Raw genomic sequence first — 16,136 nt, 5'->3', positions numbered from 1 at the left:
CGGCCTCCCGCCCTCCCACCGGCCCGCACCGGCCGGTCCTCACGGCCCGTCAGCCCTCCCGCACGGCCCGATTCCCCCGGGCCGGGAAACCGCGTGCGCCGCTCACGCGGTACGTTCGCCGCAGGGCAAGCGATGAGGAGACGACGTGAGCGGCACGGCGAGGGTGCAAGCGGCGGCCGACGGGACCGACCCGTTCGCCACGGCGCGGCTGCGACGCGGCGTGCTGGACGGCTGGGGCGCGTCCCCGGCGAGGTTCCGCGAAGACGCCAACGCCGAGGAGGACCTGGCGCTCGGCGGCTACCGCGACCGGCTCGTCGTCGAGCTCGCCCAGAACGCGTCGGACGCGGCGGGCCGCGCCGGGGTCCCCGGCCGGCTGCGGCTCACCCTGCACCCTGCCGGGGACGACGGCCCGGCCGTGCTCGCCGCCGCCAACAACGGCGCCCCGCTGGACGCGGCCGGTGTCGAGTCCCTCTCCACCCTGCGCGCCTCCGCCAAGCGGGAGATCCGCCGGGAACCCGGCACACCGGTCGGGACAACCGGCAGCATCGGACGCTTCGGGGTGGGATTCGCGGCGGTCCTGGCCGTCAGCGACGAGCCCGCCGTCGTCGGCCGGAGCGGCGGCGTGCGCTGGTCGCTCGCCGAGGCGCGCGAACTCGCCCGGCAGGCGGCGCAGGGCGCCCCCGGCCTCGGCGACGAACTGCGCCGCCGTGACGGCCATGTGCCGCTGCTGCGGTTGCCGCTGCCCGCGGAGGGCTCCGCGCCCGTCGGCTACGACACCGCCGTCGTCCTCCCCCTGCGCGACGGTGCGGCGGCCGACCTGGTCGCTCGGCTCCTCGCGGAGATCGACGACGCCCTGCTGCTCACCCTGCCCGGCCTCGACGAGGTGGTCATCGAGACCCCGGAGGGCGACCGCACCCTGACCCGCCGCCAGGACGGCCCGTACACCGTGATCGAGGACGTTGTGCACACCGCGGACGCCGCGGCCACGGACACTGCGCCGCGCACCACCTACTGGCGGACCGTGACGGACACAGGTGTGGCCGGCGCCGAACTGCTCGCCGACCGCCCCACCGAGGAGCGGCTGCGCCCCGACTGGTCCGTGACCTGGGCGGTCCCGCTGGCCTCCGAGCCGGGGGAGAAGGGCGGAACGCCCGCACGTCCGGCGACCGCCGCCGTCGTCCACGCCCCGACGCCCACCGAGGAACCGCTCGGACTTCCGGCGCTGCTCATCGCCTCGTTCCCGCTGGAGCCGACCCGGCGCCACACCGCGCCCGGGCCGCTCACCGACTTCCTCGTCGACCGCGCGGCCGCCGCCTACGTCGGGCTGCTCGCCGACTGGCATCCCGTCGGCACCGGCATCCTCGACCTGGTGCCCGGCCCGCTGGGCCGGGGCGAACTGGACGGACGGCTGCGCGCCGGCATCCTCGAGCGGCTGCCGCGCGTCCCGTTCCTGCCCAGCGCGGCCCCGCCGGCCGGCGACGGCGAGCCCCGGCCGGAGTACGGCGAGCACGCGGGACCCACGGACGACGACCGCGGGACGGCCGGCGAGGCGTACGCGCTGCGGCCCGTCGACGCCGAACTCCTCGAAGGCGCCGGGGAGACGACCGTGGGGGTGCTCGCCGAGCTGTTCCCCTGTCTGCTGCCCGCCGGTCTGGAACGCCGGCCCGAACTGCGCACCCTCGGCGTCGCCCGGGTGCCGCTGGGCGAGGCCATCGACCGGCTGGCCGGCATCGAGCGTCCCGCCGCCTGGTGGTGGCGGCTGTACGACAGCCTGCGCGGCACCGACCCGGAGCGGCTCAGCGGCCTTCCGGTGCCGCTGGCGCATACCGGTCCGGGCGGTGGCCGGACGACGATCGGCCCCCGGCAGGTCCTGCTGCCGCTGCCCGGCGACGGCGAGGGCGGCGCCGGGGGCGCGGCGTCGCTCGCCCGGCTGGGACTCAAGGTCGCTCATCCCGACGCCGCGCACCCACTGCTGGAGAAGCTGGGGGCGACGCCCGCGACCCCCCGCGCGGTGCTGACCACGCCGCAGGTGCGGGCCGCCGTGGCCGCTTCGCTGGAGGCGGAGGACGCCTGGTTCGACGAGGACGAGCGGGGTGCCCCGGGCCCCGAGGAGCTTGCGGAGACCGTCCTCGGTCTGGTGCGGGACGCCGGCCTCGAACCGGGTGACGAACCCTGGCTCGGCGCCCTGGCGCTCCCCGACGACGAGGGCGAACTCGCCCCTGCCGGTGAGCTGGTCCTGCCCGGCAGTCCTTTCGAACAGGTCATCCGCGAGGGCGAGTTGGCGTCGTGCGACGCAGAGCTGGCCGAGCGCTGGGGCGAGCAGCCCCTGACGGCGGTCGGGGTGCAGGCGCGTTTCGCGCTCGTCCGCGCGACCGACGTCGTGCTCGACCCGGACGAGTTCGAGCCCCGCAGCGAGGACTACTCCGAGCCGGACGACGCCGGACTGCTGGACGCCGTGGACGTCTGGTGCGAGGACGTACTCGACGGTCTCCCGGAGACGCCCGTGCCGCCGGTCGCCACCGAACTGGTCGCCGTCCGCGACCTGGACCTCGTCGACGACGACGCCTGGCCGCAGGCCCTGGCGATGCTCGCACAGCCTCCGCTGCGGGACGCGCTCACCGCGCCGGTCCGGGTGCTGCTGCCCGACGGCACCACGGAGAACGTCCGCCCGTACACGGCGTGGTGGCTGCGCGGCCACCCGGTGCTGGACGGCCGCCGCCCGGCCGGGCTGCGGGCCGCGGGCAGTGATCCGCTGCTGGCCGGGCTGTACGAGCCGGCGGACGCGTCGGCGTTCGGGGACGACGGCACCCTCGACGAGCAGGCGCTGCGGGCGCTGGGCGTGCGCACTTCGGTCCCGGCGCTGCTCGACGAGCCGGGCGGGGCCGCGGAGCTGCTGAGCCGGCTCGCCGATCCCGGACTGTCGGTCCGTCCGTCCCAACTGCGCGGTCTCTACAGCGCGTTGGCGGATCTGGATCCGGAACGGGTGACGCTGCCGGACGAGCTCCGTGCGGTCGTGGACGGCGTGGTGCAGGTGGTGGACCCGGCGGACGCCCTGGTGGCGGACGCTCCCGATCTGATGCCGCTCGCCGGTGGCCGGGCGCTGTTGCCCGTCCGGCCGTCCGCAGCCGCGGGTCTGGCGGAGCTGCTCCAGGTGCGCCGGCTCGGCGAGGCGTACGAGGGACGGGTCGGCTCGGGGGACGGCCAGGAGCGGGAGGTGCCGGAGCCGGTGCGCGTCCTGCTGGGCGCGGGGACCCCCTGGACGTACGTCGAGCACGAGGAGCTGCTGGTCGACGGGGTGGAGACGGACTGGCGGCTCACGCCGGACGGGGTGCTGCACGCGGCGACGCTGGAGGGCGTGGCGGCAGGGTTGTCCTGGGCGGCGGGCGCGTGGCCGCGGCGCTTCGAGGTCGCCGCGCTGCTGGAGGATCCCTCGCGCACGGAGGAACTGGCCCGGGACCGCTGGTTCGACGCCTAGTGTCCTGAGTCAGTAATTCGCTGACAGTATGAGGCGAGGCGTTCGAGTATCTCGTCTGCGGTCTTCGTCCAGACGAACGGCTTCGGATCGTCGTTCCAGTGATTGATCCAGGCGCGGATGTCTTTCTCAAGCGCCTGGACCGACTTGTGGGCGCCACGGCGTATCTGCTTGTTCGTCAGCTCGGCGAACCAACGCTCGACCAGGTTCAGCCAGGACGAGCCGGTGGGGGTGAAGTGCAGGTGGAAGCGGGGATGCGCCAGTAGCCACCTGCGGATCGTTTCGTTCTTGTGGGTGATGTAGTTGTCGCAGATCAGGTGCACGTCCAGCCCGGGTGGCACTCCCTTGTCCAGCCGGGTGAGGAACTTCTTGAACTCCACCGTGCGGTGGCGGCGATGGAGGGATCCGATGACCTCGCCGGTGGCGGTGTTCAGCGCCGCGAACAGGGTCGTCGTGCCGGCTCGCACGTAGTCATGGGTGGCCCGCTCGGGCACTCCGGGCATCATCGGCAGCACTGGTTGAGCTCGGTCCAGTGCCTGGATCTGCGATTTCTCGTCCACGCACAGCACCAGCGCCTTCTCCGGCGGATTGAGGTACAAGCCGACTACGTCATGCACCTTGTCCACGAAGAAGGGATCGGTGGACAGCTTGAAGGTCTCCGCCCGGTGGGGCTGCAGTCCGAAAGCTCGCCAGATCCGCGAGACCGTCGACTGCGACAGCCCCGTTCGCTGGGCCATGGCCCGCGTGGACCAGTGCGTGGCACCGGCGGGTTTCTCCTCGAGCGTGCGCCGCACGACTTCCTCGACCCGCTCGTCGCCGACCGTGCGTGGGCGCCCCGGACGCGGCTCGTCCACCAGCCCCTCCAACCGCGAGGCCAGGAACCGTTTCCGCCACCGGGTAACCGTGTCGCGCGAGACACGCACCTCATCGGCCACCGCACCGATCGGCACCGGACGCCCATCCTCACCGACCTGGTCACAGGCCAGGACCACCCGAGCCCGCGCCGCCAGGTCCTGAGCCGACTTCCGCCGCCTCACCCACCGCTCCAGCTCAGCCCGCTCCGACGCGGTGAGGTTCAACGGCGCAAGTTTCGGTCCCGGACGTCCCATGCTTTAACTATATGGACACTTACGACTCAGGACACTAGGGCGTGTCCGACGGATCATGCGAGTCGGCGGGTTGCCGGGGTGAGGGGTGCAGGTTCGGGTGCTGCAGGTCGCGGTTGCGGACCGTCGCGGCCCCTCGCCTCCGGCTCTGCGCACGACCTACTGGACAGCTACCGCGAGCCGGCTGCCTCGGCGGCGGGCCGCTCCGGGCAGGTCAGGAACGGGTCCCGCCCGCGGCGGCCGCCTCGCGGCGCAGGGCGGCGTCACGCCGGCGGACGTACCAGATTCCGATGCAGCCGAGTCCTGCCCCGGCCAGGCAGGTCCACAGCCACCACAGGTGTCCGTGGGCGTCGAACCAGCCGTAGAACGGGAGCTGGACGAGGAAGAGGACGAACCACAGCACGGTGCCGCCGGTGATGGTGGCGACGACGTTCCCCTCGAGGGGAGCCGGTGCCTCGTGCCGCGGGGTCCACTTCGTCATGGCGACAGCTTACGGGGGTCTCCCGGGGGCTCCGTTGCGGCCTCGGCGTCTCTCCGAAGGCCAGTGTTCCGTTGGGTCTACGCGCGGAGCTGGTGATCTTTGACCTGGATATTCATACTGGGTCGGTCTCTGTCTGACTGGAAGCTTTCGTTGAAACCTCCAAATCGGATCAAATGTGAACGGCTACGACCGCGTCAGCGGTCGTCCTCCACCCCGCCGCAAGGCCCGCACCACCTGAGGTTCCCCATGCCCTCCTCGGCCCCCGTCTCGGCCGGCATTGAGCAGAAGTCCCCGTCCGGTCCGCCGCACGGGCCGCTGGATCGTTTCTTCAGGATCACGGAGCGGGGATCGAGCGTCCCGCGCGAGATCCGCGGCGGCTTCGCCACCTTCTTCGCGATGGCCTACATCGTGGTCCTCAACCCGATCATCCTGGGTGCCGGACAGGACAAGTTCGGTCACCAGCTGGACACCGCGCAGCTGGTGACCGCCACCGCGCTGATGGCCGGCCTGTCGACCGTCCTCATGGGTGTGATCGGCAACGTGCCGATCGCCCTCGCCGCCGGCCTCGGCATCAACGCCGTGGTCTCGCTCCAGCTCGCCCCCCAGATGAGCTGGCCGGACGCCATGGGCATGGTGGTGCTCGCCGGTCTGGTGCTGATGATCCTGGTCGCCTCGGGCCTGCGCCAGCGCGTGCTCGACGCGATCCCCACCGGCCTGCGGCGGGCCATCGCCATCGGCATCGGCCTGTTCATCGCGCTCATCGGTCTGGTGGACGCCGGGTTCGTCACCCGAAATCCCGACGCCGCGCACACCACCGTCCCGCTCGGGCTCGGCGTCGGCGGGCGGCTCGAGGGCTGGCCGGTCCTCGTCTTCGTCCTCGGCCTCGCACTGACCTTCGTCCTGGTCATCCGCAAGACCAAGGGCGCGATCCTGATCAGCATCGTCGCCATGACGGTCCTCGCGATCGTCGTCAACGCGATCGCCTCCGTCCCGGACCAGGCGTGGGGCCTGACGGTCCCGAAGCTGCCGGACACCGTGGTCGGCACCCCCGACTTCGGTCTGATCGGTGACGTCAGCCTGTTCGGCGGCTTCCAGCAGGTGGGTCTGCTGACCGGCTGCCTGTTCGTGTTCACCGTGCTGCTGTCCGGCTTCTTCGACGCGATGGGCACGATCATCGGCGTCGGCGAGGAGGCGGAACTGGTCGACCAGGAGGGCCGGATGCCCGGCATGGGCAAGGTCCTGATGGTGGACGGCGCGGCCGTCGCGGCGGGTGGATTCGGCTCGGCCTCGGCCACCACCTGCTTCGTGGAGTCCACCGCGGGCGTCGGCGAGGGCGCCCGGACGGGCCTGGCGAACCTGGTGACCGGCGGACTCTTCCTGCTGGCGCTGGTCTTCACCCCGCTGGCGCTGGTCGTGCCGTCCCAGGCGGCGACACCGGCCCTGGTCGTCGTGGGCTTCCTGATCATGGCGTCGAACATCCGCGGGATCGACTGGGACGACTTCACGGTCGCCGCCCCCGCGTTCCTCACCATGATCGCGATGCCGTTCACGTACAGCATCACCAACGGGATCGGCCTCGGCGTGCTGGCCTTCGTCCTGCTGCGTGTGGCAACCGGCCGGGCGCGCTCGCTGCCGTGGCTGCTGAACGTCGTCGGCGGATGCTTCCTGATCTACTTCCTGCTCGGCCCGATCGAGCAGCTCGTCGGCGTGAAGTAGCACGCGGCGGCGGCCGTCGCGCAGACGTTCGTACGACCCCACCGGACCCCGGGCCGGTGGGGTCGGCGTCGTTCCCGGGTCGAGGGCGCCCGCCGGCCCGTCGCGTTCGGTTCGCCTCGTGCCGCCCGGCTCACCAGCCCGGCGGGGCGGCGGCCTGCGGCAGCCGTGCGCCGTCACCGGCGGGAGCCGCCGCCTGGGGCAGGCCCCACGTCCCGAGCTCGGCGGTTGCGTCGACGGACGCCTGGAAGCGTTCGTCGAAATCGTCGCGCACCAGCAGCCGCACCACGTAGTCCTGGACAGTCATTCCGCGTCTTGCCGCGTGTTGCCGGATTCGGTCGAGAAGCTCACCGTCCAGCCGCAGGCTGAGCACTTCCGATCCCATGCGAGAACGGTCCCGGGTGCCGAGCCCGATCGACGTCACTTTCCGGCCCTCACTCACTCGTACGAGTGAGCAATTGCTCCAGCTGGTCTTTAGACAGGGTAATGACCTACGCTAAGGAACATGCCGGAACACTCCTACGGCGACCCCGCCGCAGTGAACGCCCTTCGGTCCTCGGTCATGCGCCTCGCGCGTCGGCTGAAGCACCAGCGGGTCGACGAGTCGCTCAGCCCCACCGAGATGTCGGTCCTCGACACCCTCGCCCGGTGCGGTTCCGCGACCCCGGGTGAGCTGGCCCGCCGGGAACACGTCCAGCCGCCGTCGATGACCCGCATCGTGGCGCTGCTGGAGGCCAAGGGACTGGTCCGGATGGAGCCCCACCCCGAGGACCGCCGCCAGAAGGTGGTCACCCCGACCGAACAGGCCGAGAGCATGCTCGAGGAGAGCCGGCGCCGGCGCAACGCCTGGCTCGCCGCACTGGTCGAAGGCCTGGACGACGAGGAGCGCGCGGCCCTGCGCGCCGCCGCGCCCGTGCTGGAGAAGCTGGCGCACCTCTGACACAAACCCGCATGCCGTGACGAGGAGGCGAACCCACTTTGAGTACGGGACCCGGAGCAGCTTCCGCACCCGCACCGAACTCCGACGAGAGCACGACACCCGCTGAGTCGCGGCGGGGGATGTTCAGCTCGCTGAAGGTCCGCAACTACCGGCTCTTCGCCACCGGTCAGGTGGTGTCCAACACCGGCACCTGGATGCAGCGCATCGCCCAGGACTGGCTGGTGCTCAGCCTCACCGGCTCCTCCGCGGCGGTCGGCATCACCACCGCCCTGCAGTTCCTGCCGATGCTGCTGCTCGGCCTCTACGGCGGCGTCATCGCCGACCGCTTCGCCAAGCGTGAACTGCTGCTCATCACCCAGTCGGCGATGGGGCTGACCGGCCTCGCCCTCGCCGTCCTCACCCTCACCGGCCACGTCCAGGTGTGGCACGTCTATCTCACCGCCCTGCTGCTCGGCCTCGCGACCGTCGTCGACAACCCGGCCCGCCAGGCGTTCGTCTCCGAGATGGTCGGACCCCGCGACCTGCGCAACGCCGTCAGCCTCAACTCGGCCAACTTCCAGTCCGCCCGGCTCGTCGGTCCGGCCGTCGCGGGCGTCCTGATCACCGCGGTGGGCAGCGGCTGGGCCTTCCTGCTCAACGGGCTGTCGTTCCTCGCCCCCATCGCCGGCCTCCTCATGATGCGCACGACCGAGCTGCACGCGGTCGAGCGGGCCCCGCGCGGCAAGGGCCAGCTGCGGGAGGGACTGCGCTACGTGGCGGGCCGCCCCGAACTGCTGTGGCCCATCGTCCTGGTCGGCTTCATCGGCACCTTCGGCTTCAACTTCCCGATCTGGCTGACCGCCTTCGTCGACGAGGTCTTCCACGCCGGCGCCGGCACGTACGGCATGCTCAACACGCTGATGGCGGGCGGTTCGCTGGCCGGCGCCCTGCTGGCGGCCCGGCGCGGGACATCCCGGCTGCGGCTGCTGATCGGCGCGGCGGTCACCTTCGGCCTGCTGGAGATCACCGCGGCTCTCGCCCCGCAGTTCTGGCTCTTCGCCGCACTGCTGGTGCCCATCGGCATGTTCGGTCTCACGATCAACGTCACGGCCAACTCGGGCATCCAGCTGGCCACGGCACCGGCCATGCGGGGCCGGGTGATGAGCCTGTTCATGATGGTGTTCGTCGGCGGCACGCCGCTGGGCGCCCCGCTGGTCGGCTGGGTCACCGACATGTACGGCCCCCGGGTCGGCTTCATGGCCTGCGGAATCGTCGCCGCCGCCGCGTCCGCCGTGATCGGGATCATCCTGTTCCGGGCCGGCGGCCTGCGGGTCAAGGTCGATCTGCGGCGCGGCAGGCGGCACGTGACGATCGTCCCCCGGATACCGGAGGACGGCATGGCGCCCGCGGCGTGAGCACGCCCCGCCCCTACCCGGCGCCGGGCGGGAGACTGGACGCATGAGACTGTTCGCCGCCGTGCTCCCGCCGCAGGCCGCCCTGGCCGAGCTGGCCGGTGCCGTCGCCCGGCTGCGGTCACTGCCCGGGGCGGACCGGCTGCGCTGGACCGGCCACCCGGGCTGGCACTTCACGCTCGCCTTCTACGGCGAGGTCGGCGACGACCTGGTCCCCGCGCTGAACACCCGGCTCGAGCGTGTGGCCCGCCGGCACCGCCCGTTCGACCTGCGGCTGGCCGGCGGCGGGCGTTTCGCCCGGGCCGTGGTGTGGGTCGGCGCCGAGGGAGACCGGGAGGCCATGCGCGGCCTCGCCCGCTCGGCCGCCGCGGCCGCTCGCCGGGAGGGCATCCCGATGGACGAGCACCGCCCGTACGCGCCCCATCTCACGGTCGCCCGCAACCGGACGCACCTGGGCCTCGCGCCCTTCGTCGAGGAACTGGCGGACTTCGCCGGCACCTGGTGGAGCGTGGAGCGGCTGTGCCTGGTGCGCAGCCACCCGCCCGCCGGCGGGGTGCCCGGGGAGCAGCCCCGCTACGAGACGATCGGCGCCTGGCCCCTGGGCCGCTGATACCCGGACCCTCGGGCCCCGGGGCGGAACGGGCGCCCGCCCCGGTTAACCTCGAAGGGTGAATCCGACTACCAGAACCCGCATCGTGAGCACCGCCCTCGTGCTCATGCTCATCGTGGTCGCCGTGGCAGCAGCAGTCGGCGGCTGACCACCGACCGCAGCACCGCACGGGTCACCAGGCGAAGGCCTCCGGTGAGGGGCCGGGGCCGGGGAAGATCTCGTCCAGCCCCGTCAGCACCTCGTCCGGGAGCTCCAGCTCGACGGCCCGCAGGGCCGAGGACAACTGCTCCACCGTGCGCGGCCCGACGATCGGCCCGGTCACTCCCGGCCGGGTGAGCAGCCAGGCCAGGGCGACCTCTCCGGGCTTCAGACCGTGCTTGTCCAGCAGGTCCTCGTACGCCTGGATCTGCTCGCGCGTCTTGGCGTCCTTGAGCGCGTCGGCAGCGCGGCCGCTCGCCCGGCGCCCCTGCGTGGCCTCCTTCTTGAGGACGCCGCCGAGCAGCCCGCCGTGCAGTGGCGACCAGGCGATGACGCCGAGCCCGTATTCCTGGGCGGCCGGGATCACCTCCATCTCGGCGCGGCGCTCGGCGAGGTTGAACAGGCACTGCTCGCTGACGAGGCCGAGTGAGGAGCGCCGCCGGGCCGCCTCGTTGGCCTGGGCGATGTTCCAGCCGGCGAAGTTGCTGGAGCCGACGTAGAGGATCTTGCCCTGCTGGACGAGGACGTCCATGGCCTGCCAGATCTCGTCCCACGGGGTGGCGCGGTCGACGTGGTGGAACTGGTAGAGGTCGATGTGGTCGGTGCCGAGCCGCTTGAGGCTGGCGTCGACGGCCCGCCGGATGTTGACGGCGGACAGCTTGTCGTCGTTGGGCCAGACGGGCCCGTCCGAGCCCATGTTGCCGTAGACCTTGGTGGCGAGGACGACCTTGTCGCGGCGGCCGCCTCCCCGGGCGAACCAGCTGCCGAGGATCTCCTCGGTGCGGCCCTTGTTCTCGCCCCAGCCGTAGACGTTGGCGGTGTCGAAGAAATTGAGGCCGGCGTCGAGGGCGGCGTCCATGATCGCGTGGCTGTCGGTCTCGTTCGTCTGGGGACCGAAGTTCATGGTGCCGAGGACGAGACGGCTGACCTTGAGTCCGGTGCGTCCGAGCTGCGTGTACTCCATGGGTTCAGCCAACGCCCTCGGAGGTGCCCGGAGCAAGGGCGCCGCACGGTCCGCCGGGAACCGGCCGGGTGCCCCGGGCGCGCGGACCGGCCGTCGAGCAGCGTGAATCGGGGGCCGGGGCCTTCCGGTGGCGGTTCAGGAGGCCGGCAGGTACGGGCCGCCGAGGTCCCAGGCCTGGTGCATCGCCTCGGCGAAGGCGGCGGCGATGCGGTGTTCGCCGGAGCGGTTGGGATGGGTGCCGTCGTAGGTGTCGCCGTGGATGTCGTAGTCCGCCGGGTGCGAGGCGAGGAGCAGTGGCGATGCGGTGGTGTCGAGGTCGGCGACTGCCTTGCCGAGGAGTTCGTTGAAGTGCTCGCACTCAACGGCGAAGAACGGGTCGGTCAGGGCGCGGATGTTCGGTATGACGGGCAGCAGCACCATCCGTATGCCGGGATCGGCCTCGCGCGCTTCCGCGACGAACGTCCGGACATTGGCGGCGGTGGGCCCGGCCTGCGTGTAGAAGCCGAGGTCGATCAGGCCGAGGGAGACGAGCAGCAGGTCGGGGCGGTACTCGCGCACGGTCTCGCGGATGAGGGGCGCCATCTGGAGCCAGCCCTCGCCCCAGCCGGCGAGGTGGCGGCGGGCCCGTTCGGGGAAGGCGGGGTCGGCGTAGGCGTCGGACTCCGGTGCGTCGGCGGCCGGGTCGTGCAGCCGGTGGCGCGGGCCGACGATGCGGTACGGGCCGCCGAAGGTGCGGTTGAGGTGCTGCCACATGCGGTAGCGCCAGGTGAAGTCGCCGGCGCTGCCGATGGTCATCGAGTCGCCGACGAAGGTGATCCTCACGCGTGTTCCTCCGGCCCCGGGCGTGGTGGGGGATTCCCGGACCACGCAGTATTCCGGACGGGCCCCGGCTGTCGTGACGGGCCTCCCGCCGGTCCGCGCTGATGGCAGGCTGTGGTCATGCGTTCGTATCTCTGCCTGTCGGTTGCGCTGCTGTGCGCCGTACTGCCCGCCGCCGGTACCGCGGCGGCCGCCGACGGCCCGTCCTTCACCATCGAGGACCGGCGGATCACCGAGTCCAGCGGCCTCGCCGCCAGCCGCGCCCACCCCGGGATCTACTGGACGCACAACGACAGCGACGACGGTCCGTACGTCTATGCCGTGGACGGCCGGAGCGGGCGCACGGTGGCGACGGTCACCCTGCGCGGCGTCGACCCGCGCGACGTCGAGGCGATCTCGGTCGGCCCCGGCGGCCAGGTGTATGTGGGCGACATCGGCGACAACCTCGGCGGCACCTGGCCCGAGGTGTGGATCTACCGGTTCCGCGAGCCGGCGGAGCTGAAGGACACCACGGTCACGCCGGTGCGCCACACGGTGCGGTACGACGGCGGGCCCCGCGACGCGGAGTCGCTGATGGTCCATCCACGGACGGGCCGGGTCTACATCGTGAGCAAGCATCAGGACGGCGGCGGGCTGTACGAGGGCCCGGCGGAGCTCGTGCCGAACGGCGGCAACACCTTCCTGCGGAAGGCGGACGTCGGCCTCTGGGCGACGGACGCCGCGTTCTCGCCCGACGGCTCCCGGCTCGTGGTGCGCGGCTACTTCGAGGCACGCATGTACCGCTGGCGGGACGGCCGGATCACGAAGTTGGGCGAGCCCGCCCTGCCGATGCAGCGGCAGGGCGAATCGGTGACGTTCACGTCCGACGGACGGGCGCTGATGTACGGCACGGAGGGCGCTGGCAGCGTGGTGACGCGGGTGTCGCTGAGCGGGAAGCTGCGCCCGGAATCCGTGGCCCGGGAGGACAAGGCGCGCGAGGAGCGGGCGCGGCATGCCGAGGACAGGGATCGCGGCGGGTCGCAGGAGGGCGGTGACGCCCTGGCGGGTGCGGCGACCCTGGCGGGGCTCGCGGTCCTGGCGATGGCGGTCCGCCGGATGTTCCGCCGCGGGCGCGGCTGAGCGGCGACGCCTCTCCGGACGCCCGTGGCGGGGCCGAGCGGGGCGCGCGGAGGTACGGGCCCGGGGCGGCACCTCCGGCCCGCACTACCGGCCCGGGGTGGCAACCCCGGCCGCCGCACGGCACGATCGCCGGATGCCTCACCTCGGACTCGTGACGGTCGTCGTGCGGGACTACGACGAGGCCATTGCCTTCTACGTCGGCGCCGCCGGTTTCGAGCTGGTCGAGGACACTCCCCTCTCCGACGGCAAACGCTGGGTCGTGGTCGCTCCTCCGGCAGCGCGCGGGACGGCGGTGCTGCTGGCCCGGGCCGTGCCCGGCGAGCAGGTGGCCCGGGTCGGTGACCAGACCGGGGGCCGGGTCGGCTGGTTCCTGTACACCGACGCGTTCGACCGCGACCACGCGCGGATGCGGGAGGCGGGGGTCGTGTTCGAAGAGGCTCCTCGGCGTGAGCCGTACGGCACGGTCGCGGTCTTCCGGGACCTGTACGGCAACCGCTGGGACCTGATCGAGCCGGCGGAGCGGTGAGCTCGCTCGGGGGCGCAGGACGATGTGGCGAGGCGGATGGCCAGTCACACAGGACGTATTCCGACCACGACGCCAGGTCGCTGACAGATCAAGGTGGGCCGGGGTCGATGGCCTTGTGAGTACCGATGTTGCGCCAGAAGACGTGGGGATGTCCGGGCTTGCGCTCCTTGCCGTACTGCCAGGTTGCCCGGCCATCGGGCGCCCACGTCATCTCGAAGATGGAGCTGCCGTCTTCGGCCTTCGCGCCTTGAACGGGCTTGACGCGCAATCCCGGTCGGAACTGACCTGCCTTCAGGTCGGGAAAGAAGCGCTCCCTGATGACGCTCTCGAACCGTTCCTGCTGCTGCCGGGGCAGCTTCTTGAAGGCGCGGTTGAAGGCAGGAGTGGTGTCGAACGTCGGCACGAGTCCCCCGGCGATTCCTCAGTCGTTCTTCATGTCGGAGAGGTGAGCCAGGAAGGCGTCCTCGTCCTCATGTGCGGTGGTCCTGCCGGCGGCGATGTCAGCGTCCGACTCACGCTCGCCCGCTTGCCAGGCGTCCGTCCAGAAGTACGCCTGGTCGGTGCGGATCGTGCGAGTCCCGTGGACCTCGACGCTGCCGTCCTCGTTGATCTCGAATTCGAGCTGGTCGCCCTCGCGCACTCCGAGCGCTTCGCGGACTGCAGGAGGCAGGGTCACCTGGGCCTTGTTCCGGACCCGCACGGAGATGGTGGCGCTTGCCATGGTGCCTCCTCGGGAGTTCAGTCGGTGCTGCCAAGCTACCACCACATTCTCGTTTTCTCACTTTCCAATTTTCCGAGGGCAGAGGTGCGGCGGAAGAGGAAGGACGGGGTTGTCGACGCCCGGGACGGGGGCGGGCCCCGGCGACAGGTCGCCGGGGCCCGTCTCCCGTGGGGGCCTGAATTCTGCCGGGTGCTACAGCTTGTCGATCACGTGGTCGATGCAGGCCGTGAGCGCCTCGACGTCCGCCGGCTCGACGGCCGGGAACATCGCGATGCGCAGCTGGTTGCGGCCGAGCTTGCGGTACGGGTCGGTGTCGACGATGCCGTTGGAGCGGAGCACCTTGGCGACGGCGGCGGCGTCCACGTCGTCGTTGAAGTCGATGGTGCCGACGACCTGGGAGCGCTGGGCCGGGTCGGTGACGAACGGGGTGGCGTAGGACGCCTTCTCCGCCCACCCGTACAGCCGGGACGAGGAGTCCGTGGTACGGGCGACGGCCCAGTCCAGTCCGCCCTGTCCGTTGATCCAGTCGAGCTGGTCGGCGAGCAGGAACAGCGTGGTCAGCGCCGGGGTGTTGTAGGTCTGGTTCTTCCGCGAGTTGTCGATCGCGGTCGGCAGCGAGAAGAACTCGGGGACGTGCCGGCCGGAGGCGTGGACGCGGGCCGCGCGCTCCAGTGCGGCGGGCGAGAACGCGGCCAGCCACAGGCCGCCGTCGGCGGCGAAGGACTTCTGCGGCGCGAAGTAGTAGACGTCGGTCTCGGTGATGTCGACGGGCAGGCCGCCGGCGCCGGAGGTGGCGTCCACCAGGACGAGCGATCCCTCGTCGGCGCCCGCGACCCGCTTCAGCGGTGCGGCGACACCGGTCGAGGTCTCGTTGTGGGTCAGGCCGTAGACGTCCACGCCGGCCTCGGCCCGCGCCTGCGGGTGGGTGCCCGGGTCGGAGGAGATCACGGAGGGCTCGTCCAGCCAGGGGGCGAGCTTCGCGGCCTTGGCGAACTTGGAGGAGAACTCACCGAACGACAGGTGCTGCGACTTGCGCTCGATCAGGCCGTGGGTCGCGATGTCCCAGAAGGCGGTGGTGCCGCCGTTGCCGAGGATCACCTCGTAGCCGTCGGGCAGCGAGAAAAGGTCGCTGATGCCGTCGCGGACCCGGCCGACCAGGTTTCGTACCGGGGCCTGCCGGTGGGAGGTGCCGAGGAGGGAGGTGCCGGTGGCCGCAAGGGCGTCCAGCGCCTCCGTGCGTACCTTGGACGGGCCCGAGCCGAACCGGCCGTCGGCGGGCTTGATGTCAGCGGGAATCTGGATCTCAGCCACGCAAACACCCTAAGCGAGCGGCGCCCGCCCGTCGGAGTGCCGTCCAGCCGGTGAGATGCGGCGGCGGACGAGGTGCGATGGGGGTCGGCCCGAAGCGGTTCCGACGCGCGTTCGGGTGGTTACGGAAATGAACTAGGCCACCGGCGGAATCGGTGCCACGCCACTGCCGAGAGCACTCTCCCTGCTCGTCGACAAGCGCCTGTTCGCTGCCGAACTTCCGCTGTCCACCCGGCCGTCCAGTGACCGCCGGTACCGGGTCGAGGACCCGTATCTGCGCTTCTGGCCGCACTTCGTCCAGCCCCACATGGCCGAGATCGTGCGCGGCCGCGGCGACCTCACCCTGGAGCGGATCCGGCAGGGATGGACCGCCTGGAGGGGCAGGGCGGTGGAACCCCTCGTACGGGAGGCCCTGGCGCGTCTTCTCTCCGATGGTGCCGTGCCGGCCGCTCCAGCAGTCGGCGGTTACCGGACGCGGACGAACGACGTGGAGATCGACATCGTCGGGGCGGATCGGGGGCCGGTCGCACGCCGACTGCTGTTCGTCGGCTCGATCACGTGGCTCGAGCGTTCCGCCTTCGACCGCCACGACATGGCGGCCCTGCTGAAGCACCGGGCGGCCCTGACGGACGAGCCGTTGCCGACGGTGGCCGTCTCGCGCAGTGGGTTCGCCTGCGAGGGGCTGGACGGAGCCTACGGCCCGGACGAACTGTTGCGCGCCTGGCGGGAGTAGCCGGGCGCGCTCCCGCCCGGGCGTTCCCGGTGCAC

Annotated in this window: 15 protein-coding genes and 1 pseudogene; 8 read left to right on the top strand and 8 right to left on the bottom strand. The window is 71.9% G+C overall.

Annotation, left to right across the window (positions count from 1 at the left end; translation table 11 throughout):
• Positions 1 to 145 precede the first annotated feature (145 nt).
• Positions 146 to 3,475: a sacsin N-terminal ATP-binding-like domain-containing protein gene (locus tag M1E25_RS05715; RefSeq protein WP_251410597.1), complete on the top strand. Its 3,330-nt coding sequence runs from the start codon at positions 146 to 148 to the stop codon at positions 3,473 to 3,475.
• On the opposite strand, the gene M1E25_RS05710 is transcribed toward M1E25_RS05715, so the two are convergent.
• A complete protein-coding gene (locus M1E25_RS05710) occupies positions 3,472 to 4,581 on the bottom strand; it encodes an IS630 family transposase (protein WP_251410592.1) in 1,110 nt (369 codons plus the stop codon). The genes M1E25_RS05715 and M1E25_RS05710 overlap by 4 nt on opposite strands.
• Positions 4,582 to 4,792: 211 nt before the next feature.
• Positions 4,793 to 5,059 (bottom strand): DUF2530 domain-containing protein, encoded by a 267-nt coding sequence (locus M1E25_RS05705; RefSeq protein ID WP_251410590.1) that lies wholly within the window; start codon positions 5,057 to 5,059, stop codon positions 4,793 to 4,795.
• A 246-nt stretch (positions 5,060 to 5,305) separates the two neighbouring features.
• Here M1E25_RS05705 and M1E25_RS05700 point away from each other — a divergent pair, with 246 nt between their 5' ends.
• Entirely contained in the window at positions 5,306 to 6,775 is a 1,470-nt protein-coding gene (locus M1E25_RS05700) for an NCS2 family permease (RefSeq protein ID WP_251410586.1), read from the top strand.
• A 130-nt stretch (positions 6,776 to 6,905) separates the two neighbouring features.
• On the opposite strand, the gene M1E25_RS05695 is transcribed toward M1E25_RS05700, so the two are convergent.
• Positions 6,906 to 7,157, bottom strand: coding sequence for a BrnA antitoxin family protein (locus M1E25_RS05695; RefSeq protein ID WP_251410583.1), 252 nt, complete (start codon positions 7,155 to 7,157; stop codon positions 6,906 to 6,908).
• Positions 7,158 to 7,277: 120 nt separating this feature from the next.
• Between M1E25_RS05695 and M1E25_RS05690 the strand changes: the two genes are divergently transcribed.
• The 3 genes from M1E25_RS05690 to thpR are packed head-to-tail and all read left to right on the top strand — an operon-like array spanning position 7,278 to position 9,713.
• Positions 7,278 to 7,712: a MarR family winged helix-turn-helix transcriptional regulator gene (locus M1E25_RS05690; RefSeq protein ID WP_251410580.1), complete on the top strand. Its 435-nt coding sequence runs from the start codon at positions 7,278 to 7,280 to the stop codon at positions 7,710 to 7,712.
• 38 nt (positions 7,713 to 7,750) lie between these two features.
• Positions 7,751 to 9,106, top strand: coding sequence for an MFS transporter (locus M1E25_RS05685; protein ID WP_251410577.1), 1,356 nt, complete (start codon positions 7,751 to 7,753; stop codon positions 9,104 to 9,106).
• Between the two features lie 43 nt (positions 9,107 to 9,149).
• Positions 9,150 to 9,713, top strand: a complete 564-nt coding sequence (gene thpR, locus M1E25_RS05680) for an RNA 2',3'-cyclic phosphodiesterase (protein WP_251410573.1) — start codon at positions 9,150 to 9,152, stop codon at positions 9,711 to 9,713.
• 172 nt (positions 9,714 to 9,885) lie between these two features.
• Here the strand turns inward: thpR and M1E25_RS05675 are convergent, their stop codons facing one another.
• Positions 9,886 to 10,875: an aldo/keto reductase gene (locus M1E25_RS05675; protein ID WP_251410570.1), complete on the bottom strand. Its 990-nt coding sequence runs from the start codon at positions 10,873 to 10,875 to the stop codon at positions 9,886 to 9,888.
• A 135-nt stretch (positions 10,876 to 11,010) separates the two neighbouring features.
• A complete protein-coding gene (locus tag M1E25_RS05670) occupies positions 11,011 to 11,697 on the bottom strand; it encodes a GDSL-type esterase/lipase family protein (protein WP_251410567.1) in 687 nt (228 codons plus the stop codon).
• A gap of 117 nt (positions 11,698 to 11,814) precedes the next feature.
• On the opposite strand from M1E25_RS05670, the gene M1E25_RS05665 reads away from it, so the two are divergent.
• A complete protein-coding gene (locus M1E25_RS05665; protein WP_251410564.1) occupies positions 11,815 to 12,813 on the top strand; it encodes a TolB-like translocation protein in 999 nt (332 codons plus the stop codon).
• Between the two features lie 133 nt (positions 12,814 to 12,946).
• On the top strand, positions 12,947 to 13,339 hold the full coding sequence (locus tag M1E25_RS05660) for a VOC family protein (RefSeq protein WP_251410561.1): 393 nt from the start codon (positions 12,947 to 12,949) through the stop codon (positions 13,337 to 13,339).
• Positions 13,340 to 13,427: 88 nt separating this feature from the next.
• Here the strand turns inward: M1E25_RS05660 and M1E25_RS05655 are convergent, their stop codons facing one another.
• The 3 genes from M1E25_RS05655 to serC all read right to left on the bottom strand — a co-directional run bounded on the left by M1E25_RS05655 (position 13,428) and on the right by serC (position 15,371).
• A complete protein-coding gene (locus M1E25_RS05655; protein WP_251410558.1) occupies positions 13,428 to 13,742 on the bottom strand; it encodes a hypothetical protein in 315 nt (104 codons plus the stop codon).
• A gap of 18 nt (positions 13,743 to 13,760) precedes the next feature.
• Positions 13,761 to 14,060 (bottom strand): AbrB/MazE/SpoVT family DNA-binding domain-containing protein, encoded by a 300-nt coding sequence (locus M1E25_RS05650; protein WP_251410555.1) that lies wholly within the window; start codon positions 14,058 to 14,060, stop codon positions 13,761 to 13,763.
• 192 nt (positions 14,061 to 14,252) lie between these two features.
• Positions 14,253 to 15,371 carry a phosphoserine transaminase gene (gene serC, locus M1E25_RS05645; protein ID WP_251410552.1) on the bottom strand — a complete coding sequence of 373 codons (1,119 nt, stop codon included), beginning with the start codon at positions 15,369 to 15,371 and terminating at the stop codon, positions 14,253 to 14,255.
• A gap of 136 nt (positions 15,372 to 15,507) precedes the next feature.
• On the opposite strand from serC, the pseudogene M1E25_RS05640 reads away from it, so the two are divergent.
• A pseudogene (locus M1E25_RS05640) lies at positions 15,508 to 16,101 on the top strand (DUF234 domain-containing protein); the annotation flags it as partial.
• Between the last annotated feature and the right edge of the window lie 35 nt (positions 16,102 to 16,136).

This window comes from Streptomyces meridianus, assembly GCF_023703325.1.
GTDB classification, from domain to species: domain Bacteria; phylum Actinomycetota; class Actinomycetes; order Streptomycetales; family Streptomycetaceae; genus Streptomyces; species Streptomyces meridianus.
Note: the sequence above shows the minus strand (reverse complement) of the source record. Positions and strands in the feature narration are given on the sequence as shown.